We start from the raw sequence: 23119 nt of genomic DNA on the forward strand, positions 1-23119 counted from the left end.
GGCTTTTTTGAAATTCCTTAACGATGGCGAAGGAGAACAACCGATTCGACCATCGTAAACACCACCATGGCATTTCTGCACGCCAAGTGGTATAATTTATATCTGAGTGCTCGCTGGCATGCACCGCTTTCGTATTTCCGGTTTGGGACGAGCCGGATTGTCCGGCGCGGCCCCAGTCGAGCCTTTTTTATAAGAGTTCAGGATGTTGCAGAATAACTCAACCAGTCTCAAAAATCTTCGTGCTCTGATCACCTCCCCTCTCGGTCTGACGACCATCGTCCTGACCGCTTTTGTGCTGGCGGCATCCTGCTTCCTTCTCCTGAGCACACGCACAGTGTGCAAGCTTGTCGAAACGAGTCCGTTCACAACGGAGCGTCAACCATACCTGCTGCAAAGCTCCGGGCCTCGAAGCTTCTCGACGCCTCTGACTCTCTCGCTTCCCGCCCCTTGGAGCCGGGTACGCAGCATCATCCTCCCCATAACCCTGAGTAAAAGCATGTTGCCCCTGGACACGGCAACGCTCTCATTGGAGGGCACGCTTTGCCAGTTCAAGTCGCACCAGAGTGTCTTGCGCGATGACGGCAATCTCGTTCTGGATACTTCCTCCTGTAACGAGGAGCTGGATGCAGACACAACGTACAACGCCACGCTGACCATTGCACTCAATGCACCTGGCACCATCGGGCTGGTTGCCCCGAAGACCCCGAATGAACAGCCCCATACGATAGGGCTGCCCCCCCTGACAGGCACCCAGACGACCTCGCCCTTGGGCTGTTTTGTCACAAGGCCGACGCCCGACACTATCCGCCTTGTGGATCAGATTGCAGCCATCTGGACGCTGCCGTCATTGAAATGGATAGCCCCCCTGACAGCTGGGTGCGCAATAGCCCTGTTCTGCCTGGGTGGATTAGTGCTCTGCACCACATACCGTCAACGGAACGCCATTGCAGCCGGCGCGTTATCCCTGGCCCTTTCCATAAGCTATGCGGTGCTCGTTCCGCCCTTCCAGGCGCCTGACGAGCCCGATCACTTTCTGGCGGTCGCGAAGGTGCTGGACACGCCCGAGCTGGCGCAGAGCGCCCGTGATCTTGCCAGATACAGCCATTTTGAACGTATCCACTTCCACCCAAATGCGCGGTTTCTCCCGGAACACATGGACGCTCCATACCCCATGCCGTGGAAGCCGGCTTCCATGGAGGGCTACCATGTATCTGAATCCGGCATGGAGCAGCGATCGGCGCTGACTACAATCTACTGGAAGCTCCTCGGCCCATTGCTCCGAAAGATGGACGCGGCGAACGCCCTGCTGTGCCTGCGCCTTCTCAACGGTGTGCTCTGGTCTCTTGCGTGCGCCCTCGGCGCGTTGCTCATAGGTGCCCTGGCGCCGTCCGGCAGGCGTCTCTTCCCACTCTTTCTGTTCGTCGTGCCTACGCTGCCGTTCTTTGCCATGCATGTCTCGAACTATGCGTTCTACATGCAGGGACTGACCGTGGCGGGGTCACTCTCTCTCGGGCTGTTCCTTCGCGGCAGACGGTGCGAGTGGAGCGGTATCCTGATCGGGCTCACCGGTGCGTTCATGCTGCTTGCCTCCACGAATGGCGCGACCATGTTCGCCTGGATTGCCTTCATGGCCGCCGGCCGTTTGCTTATCGCCGCCGGAGACAGAAGCGATTCGGTTGGCGCAGCCGCCACGTACTGGATCGGGCTGTTGGCCGGATTTTCACCGCTGTTGCTCTTCCCCGATTCCCCGGAGCTCAAGTTCATCGGTCAGGCCATGGTCAAGGTGGGGGGAGGCATGGGCATGCCCCAATCGCTGGCCGGCGAGCTCAACGATCCCACTGTGTTGATCATAATCTGCGTCGTCATTGCCGCTGTGTGCATCGCAATCGAGTATGGGATAAGCCGCGGGGGAGCCTGGATGCGCAAGGCCGCGGACACGGCGGCTATCTGGGCCGCTGGCCTCGCCGCAGCCTTCCTGGCAGCCTTGTTGCTGCATACTGCCTTCCAGCTGTATACTTCTGTTCCCAATGTAATCTCTTCGATAGGCATCCGTGAGTACATGGATATCGCCATCCGCGGCCTCTTCTCATTGCTCACCTTCCGCCAGCCCGACATCATGCTCTCGCAAACTTTCTGGTCCGGTTTCGGCTGGCATGACTGCTTCTTTGCTTCGTGGGTGGTGCGCCTTCTGGCCGGGGTCTCCGGCATTGGTCTTCTGGCGGCCCTGGTCAGCGTTCTCTCGCAACCGTCTCGGGCCATCCGTCTGCTGTGCACCATTGCGGGCGCATTGCTGGCCGGCATCCTGATCATTGTCATGATTTCCATTGGCGTCCGGGGCAACATCCCCAATGTCCATGGACGCTACCTCACCGGCGTCTATATGCTTCTCCTCAGCGTTGCCTGGGCAGGCTTCTCCCCGGCCATATGGACCGGGCGCCAGCCCGCTCCTCACATTCCTACATTGCAGAGCCGCCGTCTGCGCACCGCTCTGGAGTTGCTCATCACCTGGAGCGCTCTGGCCGCAGGCGGATTTTGCCTGTACATGGCCGGCTGGACGTGGATTTTCCCGACCCTGCCCGTGCCCCTGCTCGTGCCATATGCCGCATTCACGCTGTTGGCGCCGGTGATCTGCGCCGGCATCCTTGCATTGTGGGCGCGCTTCTTTGCCGGACCCGGCTGGACCATCAGGGATATTGCGCCCCGGCCGGCCTACATTCTCGCCTTGGCCGCCTGCATTTTTTTCGCACTCGTGGCCGCCGAACTGCTGGTTGGTCTACCCAAAGCCGCCGTCTATAATCCGGGATTTTATGTGGTTCTGCCGTCCGCTATAACCGCTGCACTGCTGCTGTGGCTTGCCCCCCCCTCCATTGCCATGCTTCGACGCTGGACCAAACCGGCGGCTCTTGCCTTTGGGGCAATTATACACGTTGCCAGCCTATATCTGCTTGTTCTTCGCTACTTCGGATAATTCACATTTCCGTGATATATCTCCGTGAAGGTCAAGATAAAGTAAAAGCACCTTCACAGAGCAAAAGAGTCTTGCATGAAAGCCTCACTCCTGCGTATTGAAAAAGGAGCACGGTCATTGATTGGAGAGCTGCCTGTGCTGCTCGCCTCCTTCTGGACAACATCCCGGGCTAATGATTAACTGATTTTCAGGTGTTCCGCCCAAGGAATACTCTTGCGAGCGTACGGAAACCCGATCAAGCGAACTATGCACACAAATGCACTGGAATTTTCTGCTGCGGGAAGACCTGCGCCACATTATGCCGACAGGGAAATCGGGCTCTCTGCGATGCACCCCCCCTACGGGGCGCCGTTGCTGGGAAATTCCTTGGCGAATGCATTTCCCCAGACGCGCAACTCTCTTTAGCCCCGCATATTCATGAGCCTGCTTTCGTTGTTTTCCATAATGCTTTGCGTCGGCGTTGCGGGCTTTGCCGCCAGCTACGTCTCTTTGAAATGCGTCATGCGCAAGGCTCCGGGCTGGGGATTCATGTGCCAGCCGGGCGGACACAGTTGCCACAACGGCTCTGTCCCATTGCTCGGAGGCGCAGCTATATACTGCGCAGTCCTGCTCTCTTTTCTGCTGTTCTTCCTCGTGTTCAGTGAATGGCCGCCCGGATTCATGCATCCGGACTACAAGGCATTGTTCTCTCTGCTTATCGGGACGACATGGATTGCCGCTCTGGGAACCCTGGACGACAGACGCCACATGGACTGGCACTCCAAACTGCTGGGAGAGCTGGTCGGCATCGCCATTCTGTTGATCGGCGGCCACACCATCCAGAACGCCACCCTGCCTTTTGTCGGCGTCGTACACTTTGGCTGGTTCGGGCAAATTTTCTTCGCCCTGTCCGTGCTGACCATTACCAACGCCGTCAACCTCATCGACGGCCTCGACGGTCTTGCCGGAGGCATCTGCTTCTTCGCCGCTCTGGTCAGCGGCATTATCGGCCTGCTCAAGGGGGACATCTTCATGGCCGTCATTGGCTTCGGCGTCTCCGGAGGACTGCTGGCCTTTCTGCGGTACAACTTCCCGCCGGCATCAGTCTTCATGGGAGATGGCGGCAGCCTGATGCTCGGCTTCCTGCTGAGCACACTCGCCACCAGCTCGGCAGCCACCAGCCCTGGCCAGCGCTCCGGCATGATGACGATGATTCTGGTGCCTTTCATGCCCTTCGGCATAGCACTGCTCGATGTCTCCTTCGCCATCATCCGCCGCAGTATCAGCGGCAGGCGCATCTTCCAGCCGGACACAGACCATATCCATCACCGACTCATGGAAGCACTGGGCAGACCACGGCGTGTTGTCGCCTTGCTCTACCTTTTCAGCGCCCTGCTCTCCGCCCTCACCCTGGCCATGGTGCTTGGCCCCCGGCATGAGCTATATAGAATATACATAATCCTGATCGGTATCCTGGCCCTCGGGCTCGTTATTCTGCTGCTCAGGCTGTACACGCGCGAAAGCTTGCCGCGGATTCTGGGCAACCGCGCGCACATGAAATACCTGGCAAGCTTCTCGGACTTCATGTGCCGGCGGCTGCAACGGGTATCAACCGAGTATGAGGCGCTGACTCTTTTGCAACGAGGGGTATGCGACCTGGACTTCGACACGGTCCGCGTGGAGAAATACGGCAGCATCTACCTGGAATGGACCAGAGAGCAACCGCTGCACCCGGATGCCCCGCGCAGCGAACGGGAGTGGTCTCTGGGCAACGGAGTCATCGTTCGCTGGACAATGCCCAAGCACGAGAGCGAATCGTACCAGAACTATCTGCTGCTTACGTGGAACCAGCTGCTCAAATCACTGTCGCGGCGACTGCCAAAATTGCGCGGAGGCTGCTGACAACGCGCGCGATCCTTTCCGAGACCTTCCCTCTTCACGAAAACGGCCAGCAAGCAGGAACGGCCGCTACGGCACGTGGACAAATGGCGGAGGCAGAGCGCGTCTGATCCGCTCCAGCCGGTCCCTGTTCACGCCGAAATCGAACCAACCGATGCGTGACTCCGAACGGACCTGAATCACGGAGCGCTTCGCGTCCACCAGAAACTGAACGTCGTCCTTGAAGCCGAAGAAGGAAGTCTTGAACACGGCGTGGAGCATCTCCACTCCGGCCCAGCGGATTTCGTAGAACCCTTCGATGGTGGGCAGGGTCTCCTGGAGCACTTTCCAGGCTACGTCCGGCGGCCCCTGAAAGGCCAGCGGCGCGATGTAATTCTCCCGGTCCGGCGGCTCCACGCTGGAGACGCAGTTGGGGCTCTGCGGGCAGGGGTCCAACGATGCGGCGTAGACCGGCGCAACGGCCAGGAGCACGGCCGCAGCCGCGAACCCCACGCCGATAAGCAGCCGCGCGCCTCGCATGGCTACTCCACCATCCTCACCAGCGGCGTGCGCCGGCCGGATACGGTGCGGTACTTCTCATCCGGATGGCCCACAGCCACCACAGCGTGCACGACCTCGCCCTTGGGCAGGCCCAGATCGCGTGCGATGCCGGGATCTTCCTTCATCGCCGCCACGGCGTAGCCAATGAGGCAGGTGCCGAGCCCCAGGGCGTGCGCGCCGAGAATCATGTTCTGCGTAGCCAGCAAGCAGTCCTCCTGCGGGCAGCTCGCTCCGGGTGAAACACCCACGAGGATGGCGGCCGGCGCGCCGTGGAACAGCCTGTCAACGCCCTGCTCGTTCCACTCCTCCAGGGCACCCTCCACCGCGTGGTAGTAGGAGTGGTAGTACTCGTCCAGCTCGCCCTGGCCCACCAGCTTGAGCCCGGCGCGCATCCACGGCTTTTCGGCCATGGCGTTCAGCTTGGCGAAAAACTGCGCCAGGCGATCCCCCAGCTTGAACACGGCGTCGCGCGTGGGCAGTACGGTAAAGGTCCAGCGCTGGCTGTTGGTGCCGGACGGCGCGGTGACGGCGATCTTGATGAGATCGTCCAGGGTCTCGCGGGAAACAGGCTCATCCGTGTAGTTGCGGCAGGAACGCCGCGAGGCCATGAGCCGCACCAGCCGCTTGGCCTCCTCCGGGCCGCCTGTGCCGGGCTTCAACCATTGGCGCTCCGCCTGGAACGCGGCAAAGGACTCGAGCTCGCGGTCCAGCGCCCCCACCCGCACGGCGCCTACCGGGCAGATGGCTTCGCAATGGCCGCACTGCAGCGACGTTTCCCCGGTGACGGCGGCCTTGCCGTCAACCATGGTCAAAGTTTTGGACGGACAGACGCGAACGCACATGCCGCAGCCGATGCACGCATCCTGGTCGATGACCGTGGTCACTGCGCCGGGCAGGTCGGACTGCTTGCGCGCGATCGTCGCCGTCATCGGATTGGCGGATCTTGCGGTGCGTATCATGAACCTGGCTCCGTCCTACTGCACCACGGGCGAGCTTGCGCCGGGCATACCGGTGGCTGCAGGCTGCATGGGATCGCCGTCATCGGCCGGCTGCGAGGGCTCGCCCTGGTCGGCCTCTGTATCCTGAGCGTCCACAACCTTTACGCCGAACTCGCTGACGCCGTCCGGCGGGTTGTAGAACAATACCATGAACGGCACCTCTCCGCCGGGCGCGATGTTCACATTGGTCATGAAGATGCCGACCTCGTCGTGGAGCAGGCTCTCCAGATTCTCGCTGGAAAAGGTCTCCAACTGCGAGACAGGCACCGTGACCCCGGCCACGGATCGCTTACTGGCGATCTTGGTGCCGGCGTCGTCAAAGAGGGACGCCTCCACCGTGATGAAGTCCTTGGGCGCGGTGGAGTGGTTCACCGCAAAGCCTTCTACGGCCAGAATGCGCCCTTCCTGGTCGTTCATCACGAAGTACTGGCGCACGTTTCGGAACGTAAAGTCCTTGTAGTTCTGGGATTCTTCATCTTGCTGCGGAATGGCCGGCTGGGCTTCCGCCTCCTCCGGAGGAGTCTGGGCCGGAGCTTCACCCGGCGCGGCCGGGGTCTCCGGCTGCTGCACGGCGGGTTGCTCCTGGGCCGGCGCTTCGGCCGTGGGCTTTTCAGGCTCTTCCCAGGCCGGTCCTTCTTTTCTGGCGGCGCACGAGGCGACGAGCATCAACGCTACGGCGCATGCCAGTAACCTCATCATCAAAAAACAAGCCGGCCGCATCGACTTTGACATGGACATTGCATGTATCTCCTGGACTTCCTTCGTATCATGGGCAGAAACACCAACGGGGTGACCGCTCCGCGTCATTCAATCAACTCCGCGCCAAAATATCCAGCGCGAAATACTATGCGTTTTTCATGCCGAAATTATACCCCCCTCTTGCAACCATGCCGTCATCGGGCTAGGCATTCAGAACAGCCTCTACCATGTGCGATCCCGGCAACAAAGAAACTTCATCCCACTATGAGCTACACCATCTGGTTTACAGGTCTTTCCGGCTCCGGCAAGACCACCCTTTCACGAAACATCTTCATGTCGCTCAAAAGCGCCGGCCTCAAGGCGGAGCTCATCGATGGGGACATCGTGCGCTCCAACTTCAGCCAGGAGCTTTCATTCTCCAAACGCGATCGCGACATCAACGTCAAGCGCATCGGCTTCCTCTCCCATATGCTCAACAAAAACGGCGTCATCAGCGTGGTCGCGGCCATTTCGCCCTATGCCGAGATCCGCGCGCTCAATCGCCGGCTCATCGAGAACTATGTGGAGGTCTACTGCGACTGCCCCCTGGATGTCGTTGCCCAGAGGGACCCAAAGGGGCTGTACAAGCGCGCATTCGCCGGCGAGATCCAGAACTTCACTGGCGTCTCCGACCCGTACGAACCGCCGGACCCGCCCGACATCCACGTGCATACGGACACGGAGACAGTAGCCCAAAGCACCAGGGTCATCGAGGAGCACCTCCAGAGCCTGGGCGTACAGCCGGATCACTGCAACTCCGAAGACGCAAAGCGCTTTATGGAGGAGGAGCTGGCCTGGCGCAAGCGACTGCACAGCCTGGGCTTTCTTTCCCGACTCGACGAATGCTTCGTGTTTGAAAACGACAAAGACTGACGCCGCCAGAAAGGTGACTGTGTGAATATCCTGATTACAACGTCCAGCTTTGGCGCGGCAGACAGCGCCCCCTTGAACCGCCTGCGCAAACGCGGCTTCGAGGTCGTGCTCAACCCATACGGCAGGAAGCTCATCGAGGCGGAGGCGCTCGAACTCATCCGGGAGCACGATCCTGTCGGCATCATCGCCGGGGTGGAGCCCCTGACCCACGACGTCATGGCCGCCGCCGGGCAGCTGAAGGTGATCTCCCGCGCCGGCATCGGTATGGACTCCGTGGACGTGGCCGCCGCGGCCGAGCTGGGCATTGCCGTGCGCAACACGCCGGACGCCCCAACCCAGGCCGTGGCCGAGCTGACCCTGTGCATGATCCTGACCCTGCTGCGCAAGGTGAGCCTTTCCGACGCCGGCATCCGACGCGGGGAGTGGGTGCGGCCCATGGGCAACCTGCTGGCCGGCAGGACCGTGGGGCTGGTGGGGTGCGGCCGCGTCGGAATGCGTCTTTCCGCGCTCCTCGAACCGTTCGGATGCGCGATCATTGGCACCGATCCATGCCCGTCCGACTCTGCGTGTTTCCCGCTCACACCGCTTTCCGAGCTGCTGGAGCGCTCGCACATCGTCTCGCTGCATCTGCCCTACTCGGCCGACGTCCACCACCTTATCGACGCACCGGCCCTGGCGCGCATGCGCTCGGACGCCATTCTGATAAACACATCCCGCGGCGGCCTGGTGGACGAGCAGGCCCTGGCTCAAGCGCTTTCGGAAGAACGCATCGCCGGAGCCGGCATCGACTGCTACGAGTCCGAGCCCTACGACGGACCGCTGCGCGACCTGCCCAATACCCTGCTCACCGGCCATATCGGCTCCTACGCGCAGGAGGCCCGCATCCTCATGGAGCACCAAGCCGTGGACAACCTCATTGAAGCGTTGGAGATCGCCGGTGCCCTCTGATTCTGTCCAGGATTCTGGACACCAGGACCGCCCGCGCACCCTGGTCACGGGCGGGGCCGGCTTTCTGGGCAGCCACGTGGCCGACGCCCTGAGCGAGGCCGGGCACGAAGTCACCATCTTCGACGCCGTGGAGTCCCCCTACCTGCGGCCGGATCAGCGCATGGCCACGGGCGACATCCTCGACGCCGAGCTCGTGGGCTCCATCGCCCAGGACATGGACTACGTCTATCATTTCGCCGGAATAGCCGACATCGACGAGTGCGAGACCAAGCCGTCCCAGGTCGCCGAGATCAACATTCTGGGCACGGTCCGGCTGCTGGAGGCGTGCACGCGGATCAAGCGCTTCGTCTTTGCCAGCTCGGCCTATGTGTACAGTGCTGCCGGCTCCTTCTACCGCTCCAGCAAGCAGGCGTGCGAGCTGTTCATCGAGGACTTTCACGAGCAGCGCGGCCTGCCCTACACCATCCTGCGCTACGGCTCACTATACGGAACCCGCGCCGACGAACGGAACTCCATCCACCGTCTGCTGCGACATGCCCTGCGCGACAAGTGCATCAGCTACCGCGGCACGGGCGAGGAAGTGCGCGAGTACATCCACGTGGAGGACGCGGCGCGCATCAGCGTGCAGATCCTTGATGCGGCTTTCGAGAACGAACGCGTCATGCTCACCGGCACGGAGAAGATGCGCTACGCCGAGCTCCTGCACATGGTTCGCGAGATGCTGCACGGCGATGTGGCCATCGACATGCAGCCCTCCAACCGCAAGGCGCACTACACGCTCACCCCGTACAACTTCAGCCCCAAGCCCGGGAAAAAGCTCACGGCCAACCCGCACATAGACATGGGCCAGGGCCTGTTGCAATGCATGGCCGAAATATATGAAAATCTGCTCAAGGAGAACGGCGGTTCATGACCTATATTCTTCCTCCGGACGCCCAAGCCGTTTTTTTCGATTTCGACGGCGTCATTCTCGACACCGTTCATGTGAAAACCGAGGCCTTCGCCACTCTCTTCCGCCCGTACGGGCCGGACGTGGAGCGCGAGGTGGTGCACTTCCAGATGGAGCACGGCGGATTGTCGCGCTTCATTAAGTTCCGCCACGCCATTGAGAACATCCTGGGCGAGACAGCCACAGAGGAACGGCTGGCCGAGCTGGGCCAACAGTTCGCCGACCTCGTCTACGACTCCGTGCTGGAGGCCTCGTTCATGCCCGGCGCCAAGGAGACGCTGGACGCCCTGCACGGCGCGCTGCCAATGTACGTAGTCTCTGGCACTCCGGAAGAGGAGCTCCTGCGCATCGTGCGGGCGCGCAAGCTGGATGGATACTTTGCCGCGGTGCTCGGCTCGCCCAGGCCCAAGCCGGAGATCGTGATGGACGAGCTGACTCGCGCGGGATTCACAGCCGCCCGCAGCCTCTTTGTGGGAGACGCCAGCACGGATTACGACACGGCCCGCGCCGTGGCCATGCCCTTCCTGGGCATTGTACCGGCGGGCGCCCCTTCGCCCTTTCCGCAAAGCACGGCCATTTCACCGCGTGTGGCTATCCGCACGGCGGGCTGACGCCTGCCGCCTGTCCACAATCAAGGGCAACCGCGGGGAGGCCCATCGCCTTACGGCGCGCCCATGCGTCCAGAATTTTGGACAGCCGACAACCCACCAATTCTTGCTACGGCGTTCTACTCCGCGTCCGCGATGCCCTGACGAATGCGCGTCATCCCGTCTGAACAGGCGTTGGCCAGGAAGGTGATGTCCAGACCGCAGGCGATGAAGCCATAGCCGTCCCTGATGTACCTGGCCACGGCGGCCGGGTCCGGCTGCACCACGTGGATGCCGGAGACAATGCCTTTCGCCCGGCAGGTGGTATGGATGCGGCTGATAGCCGCAATCACGTCCGGGTGGTCGAACTGCGCCGTCAGCCCCATGGACGCGCTCAGGTCGTACGGGCCGATGAACACGGCGTCCACGCCGGGAACGGCAATGATTTCATCGAGATTGGTCACGGCGTCCACATGCTCCGCCTGCACGCAGACAAAGGTGGCGTCGTTGTCCGCGGCCACGCCCTCGGCAATGGCCGTGCCATAGCCGTTGGCGCGGCAGTAGCCCACACCGCGGCGGCCGAACGGCGGGTACTTCACCGCCGCGACCACTTCCTCTGCCTGGGCGCGGGTGTTGACCATGGGCGCGATCACGCCGACGGCTCCGGCGTCCATATAGCGCTTGATCTCGGCGTAGCCTGTATGCGGCAGGCGCACCAGCGGCGCGCAGGCCGGGTTGCCCGAGGCGATGGCCTGGATCAGCGAGAAGGTCTGGGGCACGTCCACCGGCGAGTGCTCGGCATCGACGGCCAGGAAGTCGAACCCGACGCGGGCCATGATCTCAGCGCATACCGGGCTGCCTGTGTTCACAAAGGAGCCTACGACATGGCCACGTGATGCAATACCTGCCTTGAGCGATTCCATGATTCTCCCTGTGAGGCTGATGACGACACTCCGTGTATGGACAGAAGAGCCATACGATGCTTTGACTGCCCTGCCGCCGCATCGTATCATGCCTCGTTTTTGTTGAATGTATCGTACCAGCGTCCTTGAATGTTTCGCAAGCACACGAGCCACCCCATGACCACAGTCACCGCCCTGCTGCCCATGAAGGCGCACTCCGAACGCGTGCCCGGCAAGAACACCCGCGTCATTGTGGGCCGCCCCCTGTTCCATTGGGTCCTTTCCGCCCTGCTGGCGTCGCCGCATATCTCCCGAGTCGTCATCAATACGGATAGTGAACCCATTGCGCAAGACGCCGCAGGTATATCTGAACACGTGCACATACATGTACGCCCAGCAGAGCTGTGCGGCGATGATGTATCCATGAACCGGATCATCGCCCATGACGTCGCGCTTCTCGGCGAGGGGCACTATCTGCAGGCCCACGCAACCTCGCCGCTTCTCACGCCGGAGACCATCAGCCGCGCCGTGGCGCAGTACTTCGCAGCTTTGTCCGGACACGACAGCCTGTTCGGCGTCACGCGGCTGCAGACACGGCTCTACAGCGCCGGCGGCAGCCCCATGAACCACGATCCCGCCACATTGCTGCGGACCCAGGATCTGGAGCCGGTGTTCGAGGAGAACTCCTCACTCTACCTGTTTTCCGCGGAAGGATTCCGCCGCGCCAACGACAATCGCATCGGCACGAGTGCGGCCATGTTCGAGGTGGGCAGAATCGAGGCCGTGGACATCGATGATGAGGCTGACTGGATACTGGCCGAGACGCTTCTGGAAATGCGGCGGCGGGGCGATATCGCATGAGCACCGCCGGAACCATCAACCCCTACCGCATCGCATGGCGTCTGGTCCGGCGCCGGCTCGCATGGGACATCAACCCGCTGTCATGGAAGAGCCGTGCTTGTCTCGGCCGGCTGCGGAACACCCATGCCGGCCGCAAGGCCCTGGTGCTCTGCAACGGCCCCAGCCTCAACGCTGTGGACTTTGACGCGGTGCGCGAGAGCGGCGTGTTCGCCTTCGGCCTCAACAAGATCAACCTGCTGTTTTCCCGCACGGATTTCCGACCGCACGCCATTGTCTCGGTCAACCCGTTGGTGATGGAGCAGAACGCGCCATTCTTCAACGAGACGTCCATCCCCCTGTTTCTGGATCGGGCCGGCAGGCAGTGGGTGCGCCCGCGCCAGGGCGTGGTCTATCTGCACTCCTGCCCGGAACAAGGGCTCTTTGCACAGGACTGCCGCCTGTCCATCAACCAGGGGTACACGGTGACGTACGTGGCGTTGCAGCTTGCTTTCCACATGGGATTTCAAGATGTTGCGCTCGTCGGCTGCGACCACAGCTTCTCAGCGCAGGGACGGCCCAATCAGGAAGTCCTCTCCAACAAACCGGACACCAACCATTTCGATCCGCACTACTTCGGCGCCGGTCTGCGCTGGAACCTGCCGGACCTCGCAGCCTCGGAGTATCATTACGAAATCGCGCGCACCACCTATGCGGACGCAGGACGACGCATCGTGAATTGCACAGACGGCGGTCGCCTTGAGGTGTTCGAGCGCATGCCCCTCGATGTGTTTCTTGGTGGAGGGGTGTAGTACTTTGCCCTATAGTACATCGTCGATGCGCGGTTCACATATCCGGACCGGATTGCCGAACCTCGTTTTCCGTATACCACGCATACGCTTGGGCCAGTCCCTCCCGCAGATCAATACCGGCCTTCCAGCCGATGGATGTAAGCTTGCTCACATCCAGCAGCTTGCGTGGCGTTCCGTCCGGTTTTTCAACGTCAAATCGGACACACCAAATCCGCCCTTTCCGCCTCCCCCCCTTCTGTACATATTGTGTAATTATCCGCTGTTTTTTATCCGTTCCCCTTGTGATGCCGATTTATTTGGATATACTACCCGTGAAATGAGGAGTTTCGCCTCGCCGCGAAACCGCACCCGGATCGTTGCAGAGCGTGTCCGTTCGGAGTGCGGTTTCCTGTCTTCCGGCGTCCTCCTCGCCCAGGCAATGCAGGCGTTCACGATCTGTTTTTTTGAACCCATATCCGGAGGCACTACCATGCGTATGCGCTATGTTCTTTTGATTGTTGCCGCGTTGACTCTTCTCCTCGCGGCCGGCTGCGGCGGCGGAGACAAGGAGCCCGCGGAGAACGCAACCGAGGGCAAGGTTCTCTTCAAGTCCGAGGACGTCCAGGTGGACCGCGCCGACGTGGAAAAAGAATACCACGAGCAACTGGCCGCGATGGAAGAGAAGCTGAAGAACATCAAAGAAGAGATGAAAGACGCTTCCGAACAGGTTTCCGCCACCTACGAGGAGCAGGTCGCCGAGCTGGAGGAATCCCTCAACAGCACCAAGTCCAAGCTCGAAGAGCTCAAGACCTCTGCCGCGGAGTCGTATGAATCCCTGAAGACCGAGATGAAGGACAATCTCGACAAGCTGAGCAAATCCATCGACGAGATGACCGAAAACCTGAAGAAGGAAATGAGCTCCTCCTAAGCTCCCGTCGCTCTTTGCTTTGACTCTTCCCGGCCACCCGGGAGCCTCGCAACATGCGCGACGGCTCCCGGTGTCGGCCCCATTCCGACATCACCTTAGGCCGTACTCCTATAGCGACATGACGCACTGCGTCCTAATCTCGGTACGATATCGTTCATTTCTTTGTGCCCCAGCAACAGACGAACCGAGACAGGAGTCTGCCCATGCGCATTACAATTTTTCTTTCCGTTCTCGTCATGCTTGCGGCGCTGCTTGCCGCCGGGTGCTCGGACGAGGATAAGAAGCCTGCCGAGGAGTACACCACAAAAAGCGAGACCGAGTACTACGCGGACCAGCCCAACGGCACGGACACGACCCAGGAGAATGCGTCCGAGCCCATGAAGCAGGAGGTGACCCCCGTGAAACCCGGCACGACCGGCGAGCAGAACATGTCTGAAGGCAACATGACCGAAGGCGGCATGATGCACGAAGGCAATATGACTGAAGGCGGGGGAATGATGGGCAACGACGGCGGCGGTATGATGCACGAGGAGCAAGGCGGCCAGAGCGGCGCCGGAGGGCAGAACAGCTCCAATACCACAACAGATATCTGACGGCCGCACGGCCCGTTGAGACAGCAAAAGCCCGCACCGGCGCATCAGCCGGAGCGGGCTTTTTCAATCTGAAACGACAGCAAGAACGCCGCGAACGGGCGCTACTTGATGGTCTTTTTGAAGTAGTACAGTACGGAGAGTACGCTGATCAGACCCAAAGCAACCCAGAACAGTGCCATTGCGTGCTCCTTTGTTCTACCGGCCGTTTGGGACCGGGAAATTTATCGTCGAGACTCCGGACAGCTCCCCTTTGCGTAATAACGCACAAGGTGACTTTTCCCTAGCGCATTTGTGCCGGCCTGACAAGCGTCCGCCCGCAGCGGAAGCTGGGCCGGCGGTCGCTCCAGCCCTTTCGGTTCACTGCGATTTGACACGCTATGCCCTAACGACCTCACGCGGCCGCCCTCCCCCTGGCAAGGCGTACTGCGCTGATGCGAAGCCGCCATCACCCAACCGGCCACGGCGCCGTGCCCGCTGCAGCATGGTTCAGCCCGGCAAAGGCGTGCCGCGCCTCCCGCACAAACGCCTCTACCAGTACGGCGTCCTTGCGGCCATCCGGACCTTCCAGGCCAGTGTGCGCATCCACGGCTGCCGGGCCTACCTGGCGGATTGCCTCGGCCACGTTCTCCAGCCCCAGACCGCCGGCAAGCATCAACGGAATGCCCGTCTCCCGGGCGATACGCCGGCTCGTTTCCCAGTTATGCACCCGGCCAGTGGCCCCTGTGGCCCCGCTCGCCGGGTCGAAGGTATCGGTAATGAATGCATCGACATACGGCGCTGCCGCCCTGGCCTCGCCCAGCAGCTGGCCTTCGCTGGAGCGGCCCACGATGAGGCTCTTGATGATGAAGAGCTCCGGGCCCAGGGTCCGCAGCCGGGCCAGCCCGGCAGGCAGGATGTCGCCGTGCAGCTGCAGGATGGATGCGCCGATGCGACGCGTCAGGCCAACGGCCTCGGCCGGGTCGTTCTCGTAGGTGATGCAGGTTGCCGCCATGGCTATGCCTTGCTGCCGAGCCTCCCGGATGATCGCCGCGGCCTCGTCCTCGCCACAGTCCTCGGCGTGCACGGGCAGCCGCAACGGGAACCCGGCCGCATCCACACCGCACTGAGCCAGCAGCAGCATTTCCGAAATGTCATGCACTCCGGCTGCCTGCACAAACCCTCGCGTCATCCCTGCCCCTTCATGCCTGCTTTTGCGGGTGATTAGACGGCCGCAACTGCCGACAGTTCTGTCCAGTAAAATAGACCGCTACATCTAAGGCCATACTTTAGGAGTTGTCCAAAAATTTAGACGATAGCCCGTCTGCGCCACAGCGTACTGCGCCGCTACGGCTCCATCCGCACCGGCGAGCCCTCCCGCGGTCCGGCGTACACGATGCGGCCATGCTCCATGACCAGCACGTGAGTCGCGGTCTCGGGCAGCTCTTCCGGGTAGTGAGTAACGTAGATGTACCGGGCGCCGCAACGCACCGCAGCATCCAGCGCGGCAAGGAAGGCCTCGCGGGAGCCGGAGTCCAGCCCGCCGCACGGCTCGTCCAGCAGCAGAAGGAGCGGGTCGTGCACCAGGGCGCGGGCCAGCAGCACACGCCTGGCCAGCCCTGTGGAGAGTGCGCCGAACTCCTTGTCCGAAATCTCGTCCAGCCCGAAGTGTTCGAGCCAGGCGGACACACGGTCCAGCATGTCGCGAGAGAGCACGTCAAAGGGCGCGAGGCTGGCGAAGAACCCCGTGGAGACGAGATCGAAGACCGTGAGCTCCTGCTCGATGCGGGATTGCAGCTCGGTGGAGACAAAACCCAGCCGGCGCTTGCGCCGCCACAGACCGGGCCGTTCCTGCTCCGGCAGCGGCCACGGCGGCGGGCTGGCCTCGGCGGCCGGCATGCGCACGCTGCCGCCCGGCGCGGCCGGGAGCTCTCCCAACAGCAGCCGTAGAAATGTGGACTTGCCGGCGCCGTTGCGGCCGAGCACGGCCCAGTTCTCCTTGGTATCCGTCGTCATCCGCCAGCTCACGCCGTGCAGCACAGGCGCGCCCTCCAGCAGCACGGTGGCGTTCTCCACCTGGACGAGGTCCTTGCCGGTCGCCTGGGAGTCGCCCAGCTTCACCCCTTGCGGGCAGGAGTCTACTCGCGGAGCCTGCGCCGCGTAAAGCGCCGCTGCTTCCTGCGGCGTGGTGCGCGCGGTGATGCGGCCATGCTCGAACACCAGGGCGTGGCCCACACCGGCGGGTATCTCGTCCGGCCGGTGGGTGGCCATCATCAGCCGCGGGCTGCCTTCGTCCTGCGAGGCGGCGATGCGCTCTATCAGGTCGAGCACCCGGCGGCGGGCGGTCCTGTCCAGCCCTTGCGTGACCTCGTCGAGCAGCAACAGAGAATGACCGCCGGCCGCGGCCTGGCGCAGGGCAAGCACGGCCCGCGCCAGAAGCACGGCCCGGAGCTGGCCCTGGGACATGTTCACGGCCGATACGCTGGCCAAGGAGGTAATGCCGAGCTCTTCCAGCACGGCGTCCACCCGCGCCCACTCCTTTGCGGAAGGACGACGGTAGAGGAAGGGGCCGCCATCCAGGCCGGAGGCGGCGAGCTCTCTGCCGCGGATGGGGTTCTCCAGCCGGCGGTAACGCTCCTGCATGTCCGGGGAGACAAGGCCGATGCGCGGCTTGACCGGCCCCGGCGCGGTGCGCACAACCCCGTCCAGGCAGTAGGTGCGTGCGGCGCGCATGGGGTCGTCCGGGTCCTGCACCGGGGCGATATCGCCGCGGAGAAGCTCCAGGAACGTGGACTTGCCGGCCCCGTTGCGGCCCAGAATGGTCCAGTGCTGCCCGGGCATCCAGGCAAAGGAATCGATGTGCAGAATTGTGGCGCCGCCGCGGATGATGCGGGCGTCGTCGAAAGCGACTAATGGCGTGGGGTTCATGGTGGCGTATCCGGCAAGAGCTCATGGGGAGCTCGTCGGGCGTTGCCGATCATCCGGTACTGCTCTGCACCGAGGTCAATGGCCGCGAGTGCGCCGAATGGCTGCGTAACGCCGGCGGTCTACTGCTCCAGCTCCCCGCTCTTGGTCATATGGTATTCGATGAAGTTGATGTAGTTGTCCTTGCCCATGTAGTTGGACAGAACCTTGGGCGAGGCCTGGGTGAGGTCCACGTAGATCAGCCCATCCAGGCAGTTGTTGAAGTCCGGGTCCACGTTGAAGGCGAGGATCTTGCCGCCCAGCTTGAGGTACTGCTTGAGCAGCACGGGAATGCCTTTCACCACGGGCTCGATGTCCGTGATGACGCCGGAGACGTCATCCTCGGAGGTGAAGATGTTGCGGAACTCGCGGATCTCGTGGCGGCGCATCTTGCGGAACTTGGGAGGCATCTTGGGCTTCACCATCTTGGAGAGCTCGGAGATCCAGTTGTTCTCGCGCATGTAGCGCACGATCATCTCGCGCGAGATGGGCGAGTAGTCGCTGGAGATGGAGACCGGCCCGAACAGAACCTTGTAGTCCGGCGAGAGCAGCACGTACTGGGCAATGCCCTTCCACAAAAGGAGCAGCGGCGCAAAGTTGCGCTGGTACTCCGGCCGGACAAAGGAGCGGCCCATCTCCAGGCCCGGGCCCATGTGGTCGAAAAGCGCCTGCTTGAAGGAGAAGAGCGAGCTCGTATAGAGGCCCTCGATGCCGTGCTTCGGAACGATCCTGTCGGTACGGCCGATGCGGTACGCGCCCACCAGCTCCTGCTTCTCAGCCTCCCAGACAAAGAGATGGTCGTAGTACTCGTCGTAGCGGTCCAGGTCGATGCCTTTGCCCGTGCCCTCGCCCACCTGGCGGAAGGTGTGCTCACGCAGCCGGCCTATCTCCTCAAGAATGTTGGGGATAGACTGGGCCTTGGCTTTGTAGACCCGGAAGGTGTTCATCTCCACGAGCAGGTTGTCCGGGGGCAGGCTCTCCATCTCGGCGATCAGCAGCTTGGGGTCCTTGCCCTCCACCACTGGCTCCAGGGAGCGCGGTTCCGTCTTCTTCTTGCCGGACTTTCCGGCGCCGCGCTTGAGCAGCGGCAGGCGCAGCTTGAGACGCCGCGCGGTCGCGCCATCCTCCTCCACACGCCGTTTGAGCATGTAGGTGCGCAGCCGGAGGTAGGCCATGAGCTCTTCATCGCGGTCCAGGCGCTCGATCTTCTTGTAGGGAATGAGGTTGCCGATGCGCACCGGGAAGGTGCCGCCCTTGCGCTTGATGAACTGCCGCGGCAGCAGGGCCGTGCGCAGCCGGGGATTGATGAGCCCGGCAACATGGAAAATGGGGCTGTTCGCGCCGGGGAAAAAGACCGGCAGCACCGGAGCCTCGGTGCGATGGATGATGCGGCCCACGGTGCGGTTCCACGCGGGGTCCATGATCCTGCGCTTGTGCAGGTCCAGGTGGGAGACCTCGCCGGAGGGGAATATGGCGAGCACGTGGTCCCCGCGCAGCCAGCGGATGGACTCCTTGAGCGGCCGGATATTCTTCTTCAGGGAGTCGGCGCTGCCGAAGTTGTCCACGGTGATGATCATGTCCTGCAGCTCGGGGATGAGCCCCAGCAGGTAGTTGCCCATGATCTTCACGTCCTCGCGGGCGCGCTTGAGCATGGCGCCCAGGATGACGCCCTCGATGGCGCCGAACGGATGGTTGGCCACCACGACCACCGGCCCCTTTTTGGGGATGCGGAGCATGTCTGAGTCGGGAACCGTGTACGCCGCGCCCATGGACTCCAGGACGCGCGACATGAATTCCTCGTCAGGCTTGAGCGCAGCCGAGTTCCGATGGATCTCGTTGAGCTTATCGAGCCCGATCAACCGTTCCAGGGGTCTGCCGAACGCCGAAAGAAGCACCTTGTGCAGGGCGCTTTTTTCCTTGGCGAGGTCCAGGGTAAAGATGTCCTCGTGGGCCATAATCCGTAAGGTATCCGTAAACGAAAAAAGTTACTGGCCTGCGGCGGAACTCGGCCGCGACGTTCTGACCACACCAGGGTTATAATCGAGAGGGGTATTCGCGCATATTCGCCGTGGATGCGCCAGTGCCGATAATCTTTGATTCTCTACCATAGTCGGGTTGGCCGCTCAACCTTGGGAAAAAGCCGTCAATGCTGGGTTTTCAGAACTCCAGACATCGCTTGCCCTGTCGCGAGAAACAGACCGAGTGGTCGAAGCCGTGCTCGGCGGCGTAGCTGGCCAGGTTATCGAAGGCCCAGCCCACCTGCTCGCGGGCGTGCGCGTCCGAGCCAAAGGTGATCTCCAGATCGCGCTCCCTGGCCATACGCATGATGCGCGGACCGGGGTAGATCTCCTTGCACGGCTTGCGCAGCCCGGCCGAGGAAACCTCCATGGCCATGCCCGCTTCGGCCAGGGCGTCCAGGGCGTCCGCTACGGCGGCCTCGCCCTCGCTCGTGGCTTCCCACACGCGGTAGCGCTCTATGGAAAAGAGCTTCACCAGGTCTACGTGCGCGGCAGTCTTGAACACGCCGAACTCCGCCATCTTGCGGATGATGCCGTAGTAAGCGCGATACTTGGAGAAGCACTCCTCGTCGTCCAGGATCTTCCAGTCCTGCAGGGTGAAGTCGAAGCCCCACGTGCCTATAAAGTGCACGCCGCCCAGCACGTAGTCCAGCTTGGCGCTCTGCAGCAGGGAGCGCATCTGCTCCGCCGCGTCTGGGATGAAGTCCACTTCGGCGCCGAGGATGATCTCCACACGGTCGGCGAACTCCTCGCGCAACGACCGGACCTCGTCGCAGTAGATCATAAACTCGCGTTCCAGCTTGTCCTGATAGTCTTCCGGGTAGATGTATCCATCTGGTCTGGGCGCGTGCTCCGTAAAGGCCATTATCGAGAGGTCCTTGGCCAATACGGCCTCGACCATGGCGCGTGCAGAGTGTCGTCCGTGGGAATGGCTTGTATGCAGATGCAGATCAGAGATAATCACGAAATCAATGTCCTTCATGCACGGGGGGCCGAAGCCGCTCCACGCTTCGGGAAAAAGGTTCATACGCAGCCCGTGCGTCGAGGTGTCTCTATAGGTACCTTTGCCGCCATACGCAAGATGCCAGGAAAAGGCCCCTGCAGGCCGACTTCTTGACCCGCTACCCGATCCATGCAAAAAAACTAGGTAATCGGTAATCTCTCAACATCAGGCAACCCATCATGGACGAGAGTCTCAAACAGGCCGTCACCCGAAACATCCTGGAGTCCATGGCCCTGGGGCTTATGGTTGTGGGCCATGACGGCGAGGTCGTTGTCGTCAACCCGGCGCTGACCTCCATCCTCGGCTACACCATGGAGGAGCTCACCACGTCGTCCTGGGGCGGGCTCTTCTTCTCCCGCGATGAAAACCGCGAGTTCAACGACGCGCTCATGGAGGTCATCAGCCTTGAGCTGGTGAACTTCCACCGCCGCGTGCCGTACACCAACCCACGCACCAACAGCCAGATGATGCTCTCTCTGGTCTCATCCTTCCTGCGGGAGGGCGAGGAGCTGACCGGCGTTGTCCTGCTGGTGGAGGACGTCACGGAAGCCCACCAACGTTTGCAGCGGGAGCGTCGCCTCTTGTGGGAACGGAACATCCTGCAACGTGAACGCGCCGACGGCCTCAAGAAGCTCGCCCTCTCCGTGGCCCACCAGGTGCGCAACCCCATCATGTCCATCGCCGGTTTCACCCAACGGCTGCTCAAGTCGGAACAGCTCAGCGAGAATGCGCGCGAGAAGCTGGAGATCATCATCGAAGAAAGCGGCAAGCTGGAGAAGACGGTGAAGACCGTGGCCGACTACGCCTCCCTGGCGCCGCCTGTAAAGGGGCGGGTCGAGGTGGGTGGGATGATCGACGACATCCGCCGGGCCACGCAGGAACGGTACGACCTCTCACCCGGTGTGGATAGCAACGCCGCCCTGCTGGCCCTCTGCATTGCCGGAGACAGGACCCAGCTCATCCGCGCCGCCATGCACATCGTGGACAACGCCGTGGAGGCCGGCGCCGACGGGCTGAAGATACACGTCTCCGAAACGGCGGATGGCGACATCTTCATCAACATCACAGACAACGGTCCGGGCATCGGCCACGACGAGCTGCCCTATATCTTTGATCCCTTTTACACGACAAAACCCCACGCCGTGGGCATGGGGCTCACGGAAGCTCGGCACATCATTCTGGACAACCAGGGCGATATCATCGCCGAATCCCCGCCGGGCCAAGGCGCCACCTTCCATCTGAACTTTCCCGTGGCGCCCTGCCACCTGTGACGCGCCGCCCTTTTTCCGGTTTTTCCGGACAACACCACCGTCAGCAGGCGGAACGGTATGCGCTGGCCTGCCTGGCCGACTCCACCATGGGTGTTATCAAATCGAGGAACTCGTCGATGTCGAAGGGCTTGCTCATGATGCAGCTCGCGCCCGCGGCCTTTGCCTGGTCTATGCGGCGGTCATCGCTCTCCCGTGTAAGCACCACGATCGGGACGTGCGCGTGGATCGGGTTCTCACGCACCTCACGGATGAGCTGGACGCCGTCCATCACCGGCAGGTCAATCTCCGTGACGATGCACGCCGGCGGGTCGATACGCTGGAGCACGCTCAGGGCATGCCTGCCGTCCGCGGCTTCGAGCACGCTCATGTCCGCGTTTTCCAGAATTCTCCGCATCAGCATGCAAATGGCCCGCGAATCGTCCACTATAAGCACATCCGTCGTCATGAAGATCTCCAAATGTATGGAGTTGCCGGATATTGCGGCCCCCCTCCATTATGGCATGCAATAGTAGTGCCCCATATTATTGTAATAATTTCCAACCACCAGAAATTTAACACTTTCAACCTATCCTGCATCAAAAGCATAAGGTTTTTTTCGAAGCCGCCGATACAAAAACCAGACGCACTGAATACGGTTCCGGCGTGGACACGCCGGGCAGGAAGCAACGATTCGCCAGCTTGCGCCAGGGACTGGCGGCAGCGACGCACAATGGCGATAGCGCACAGGGAGGTGGGCACATGCCGAACATTTTGGATATGGCCGCATACAGGGAGCGAAAGCATCCCCAGCCGGCGCAGATTCCATGCGAACCGTCGCAACGCACGGACAGGCCGCCGCGCATCAACGACGCGGCCATATGGAGTCTGGATTATACGACGTTCGAGGGCGTGGTGGCCGGGCTGCTCACCATCCGCGCCGTCTGCGACTACCATTTGCACTTCAACGAGGAGTGGAAGCACTACCTGCTTGCGCTGCTGGCCCGGGCCTTCGACCTGCAGACGGGCGCGGCGACCGGCGATCTGGTGCAAGAAGCGGCGCCGCTCAAAGGGTATCTGGCCGAGGACACTACGCCGGTCAACAGGAAGGAGATGGACATCGCCATGCTCATCCTCGACCTCATTGCGCGGCGCTATGTGCGAAGCGCGCCGGCATGCGGCGGCAAGCTCTCGTAAACGCTTCCATAGCGAGCAGGACTCTCCCCTCCGGCCGGCCTCGGGCATACGTCTCGCCCCATGGAGCGGCCAGATTGTCTGCATGATGCACGGGCAGCCAGAAAAGACGCGGGTATACAACTCCCGCGTCTTTTTTTACCCGAACCTGTCCGGGAGCCCGGCGCTATTGGGTTCAGAAGTATAC

21 protein-coding genes are annotated in these 23119 nt (G+C 61.9%); 12 read left to right on the top strand and 9 right to left on the bottom strand.

Annotated elements, in window-relative coordinates:
- The first annotated feature begins 202 nt into the window (after positions 1–202).
- Both E8L03_RS09000 and E8L03_RS09005 read left to right on the top strand, forming a co-directional pair.
- Entirely contained in the window at positions 203–2968 is a 2766-nt protein-coding gene (locus E8L03_RS09000; RefSeq protein WP_171267151.1) for a hypothetical protein, read from the top strand.
- 501 nt (positions 2969–3469) lie between these two features.
- Positions 3470–4849, top strand: coding sequence for a glycosyltransferase family 4 protein (locus E8L03_RS09005; protein WP_167512291.1), 1380 nt, complete (start codon positions 3470–3472; stop codon positions 4847–4849).
- A 66-nt stretch (positions 4850–4915) separates the two neighbouring features.
- Here the strand turns inward: E8L03_RS09005 and E8L03_RS09010 are convergent, their stop codons facing one another.
- The 3 genes from E8L03_RS09010 to E8L03_RS09020 are packed head-to-tail and all read right to left on the bottom strand — an operon-like array spanning position 4916 to position 7050.
- On the bottom strand, positions 4916–5365 hold the full coding sequence (locus E8L03_RS09010; RefSeq protein ID WP_144233556.1) for a DUF1499 domain-containing protein: 450 nt from the start codon (positions 5363–5365) through the stop codon (positions 4916–4918).
- Positions 5366–5367: 2 nt separating this feature from the next.
- Positions 5368–6345 (bottom strand): nitroreductase family protein, encoded by a 978-nt coding sequence (locus tag E8L03_RS09015; protein WP_244963703.1) that lies wholly within the window; start codon positions 6343–6345, stop codon positions 5368–5370.
- Positions 6346–6360: 15 nt separating this feature from the next.
- Positions 6361–7050, bottom strand: a complete 690-nt coding sequence (locus tag E8L03_RS09020; protein ID WP_171267152.1) for a DUF3426 domain-containing protein — start codon at positions 7048–7050, stop codon at positions 6361–6363.
- A gap of 297 nt (positions 7051–7347) precedes the next feature.
- Here E8L03_RS09020 and cysC point away from each other — a divergent pair, with 297 nt between their 5' ends.
- The 4 genes from cysC to E8L03_RS09040 are packed head-to-tail and all read left to right on the top strand — an operon-like array spanning position 7348 to position 10503.
- Entirely contained in the window at positions 7348–7995 is a 648-nt protein-coding gene (gene cysC / locus E8L03_RS09025) for an adenylyl-sulfate kinase (protein ID WP_208738180.1), read from the top strand.
- Between the two features lie 21 nt (positions 7996–8016).
- On the top strand, positions 8017–8943 hold the full coding sequence (locus E8L03_RS09030; protein ID WP_171267154.1) for a phosphoglycerate dehydrogenase: 927 nt from the start codon (positions 8017–8019) through the stop codon (positions 8941–8943).
- The gene (locus tag E8L03_RS09035; RefSeq protein ID WP_244963705.1) at positions 8933–9856 is read left to right on the top strand and encodes an NAD-dependent epimerase/dehydratase family protein; all 924 of its coding nucleotides are present in this window, start codon (positions 8933–8935) and stop codon (positions 9854–9856) included. Before E8L03_RS09030 ends, E8L03_RS09035 begins: the two co-directional genes overlap by 11 nt.
- The gene (locus tag E8L03_RS09040) at positions 9853–10503 is read left to right on the top strand and encodes an HAD family hydrolase (RefSeq protein ID WP_171267155.1); all 651 of its coding nucleotides are present in this window, start codon (positions 9853–9855) and stop codon (positions 10501–10503) included. The genes E8L03_RS09035 and E8L03_RS09040 overlap by 4 nt, the downstream gene beginning before the upstream one ends.
- A gap of 116 nt (positions 10504–10619) precedes the next feature.
- On the opposite strand, the gene E8L03_RS09045 is transcribed toward E8L03_RS09040, so the two are convergent.
- Positions 10620–11402, bottom strand: a complete 783-nt coding sequence (locus E8L03_RS09045) for an HpcH/HpaI aldolase family protein (protein WP_171267156.1) — start codon at positions 11400–11402, stop codon at positions 10620–10622.
- Positions 11403–11558: 156 nt separating this feature from the next.
- Here E8L03_RS09045 and E8L03_RS09050 point away from each other — a divergent pair, with 156 nt between their 5' ends.
- The 4 genes from E8L03_RS09050 (at position 11559) to E8L03_RS09065 (ending at position 14530) form a co-directional block, all read left to right on the top strand.
- The gene (locus E8L03_RS09050) at positions 11559–12242 is read left to right on the top strand and encodes an acylneuraminate cytidylyltransferase family protein (protein ID WP_171267157.1); all 684 of its coding nucleotides are present in this window, start codon (positions 11559–11561) and stop codon (positions 12240–12242) included.
- Complete coding sequence (locus E8L03_RS09055; RefSeq protein WP_171267158.1) at positions 12239–13030, top strand: 6-hydroxymethylpterin diphosphokinase MptE-like protein; 792 nt, start codon at positions 12239–12241, stop codon at positions 13028–13030. The genes E8L03_RS09050 and E8L03_RS09055 overlap by 4 nt, the downstream gene beginning before the upstream one ends.
- Before the next feature lie 469 nt (positions 13031–13499).
- Positions 13500–13937: a sll1863 family stress response protein gene (locus tag E8L03_RS09060; RefSeq protein ID WP_171267159.1), complete on the top strand. Its 438-nt coding sequence runs from the start codon at positions 13500–13502 to the stop codon at positions 13935–13937.
- A gap of 203 nt (positions 13938–14140) precedes the next feature.
- Positions 14141–14530 (top strand): hypothetical protein, encoded by a 390-nt coding sequence (locus E8L03_RS09065; protein WP_171267160.1) that lies wholly within the window; start codon positions 14141–14143, stop codon positions 14528–14530.
- Positions 14531–14975: 445 nt separating this feature from the next.
- On the opposite strand, the gene E8L03_RS09070 is transcribed toward E8L03_RS09065, so the two are convergent.
- The 4 genes from E8L03_RS09070 to E8L03_RS09085 all read right to left on the bottom strand — a co-directional run bounded on the left by E8L03_RS09070 (position 14976) and on the right by E8L03_RS09085 (position 20452).
- Positions 14976–15668: a phosphoribosylanthranilate isomerase gene (locus E8L03_RS09070; RefSeq protein WP_244963707.1), complete on the bottom strand. Its 693-nt coding sequence runs from the start codon at positions 15666–15668 to the stop codon at positions 14976–14978.
- A gap of 185 nt (positions 15669–15853) precedes the next feature.
- Positions 15854–17434: an ATP-binding cassette domain-containing protein gene (locus E8L03_RS09075; protein ID WP_171267162.1), complete on the bottom strand. Its 1581-nt coding sequence runs from the start codon at positions 17432–17434 to the stop codon at positions 15854–15856.
- Positions 17435–17553: 119 nt separating this feature from the next.
- Positions 17554–19425: a bifunctional lysophospholipid acyltransferase family protein/GNAT family N-acetyltransferase gene (locus tag E8L03_RS09080; RefSeq protein ID WP_171267163.1), complete on the bottom strand. Its 1872-nt coding sequence runs from the start codon at positions 19423–19425 to the stop codon at positions 17554–17556.
- A gap of 202 nt (positions 19426–19627) precedes the next feature.
- Positions 19628–20452, bottom strand: a complete 825-nt coding sequence (locus E8L03_RS09085) for a histidinol-phosphatase (protein WP_167512289.1) — start codon at positions 20450–20452, stop codon at positions 19628–19630.
- A 218-nt stretch (positions 20453–20670) separates the two neighbouring features.
- Here E8L03_RS09085 and E8L03_RS09090 point away from each other — a divergent pair, with 218 nt between their 5' ends.
- Positions 20671–21762, top strand: coding sequence for a two-component system sensor histidine kinase NtrB (locus E8L03_RS09090; RefSeq protein WP_171267164.1), 1092 nt, complete (start codon positions 20671–20673; stop codon positions 21760–21762).
- A gap of 40 nt (positions 21763–21802) precedes the next feature.
- On the opposite strand, the gene E8L03_RS09095 is transcribed toward E8L03_RS09090, so the two are convergent.
- The gene (locus tag E8L03_RS09095; RefSeq protein WP_144233542.1) at positions 21803–22207 is read right to left on the bottom strand and encodes a response regulator; all 405 of its coding nucleotides are present in this window, start codon (positions 22205–22207) and stop codon (positions 21803–21805) included.
- 293 nt (positions 22208–22500) lie between these two features.
- On the opposite strand from E8L03_RS09095, the gene E8L03_RS09100 reads away from it, so the two are divergent.
- Complete coding sequence (locus E8L03_RS09100; RefSeq protein ID WP_144233541.1) at positions 22501–22935, top strand: hypothetical protein; 435 nt, start codon at positions 22501–22503, stop codon at positions 22933–22935.
- Positions 22936–23119 lie beyond the last annotated feature (184 nt).

The organism is Oceanidesulfovibrio marinus (assembly GCF_013085545.1).
Lineage (GTDB): Bacteria > Desulfobacterota > Desulfovibrionia > Desulfovibrionales > Desulfovibrionaceae > Oceanidesulfovibrio > Oceanidesulfovibrio marinus.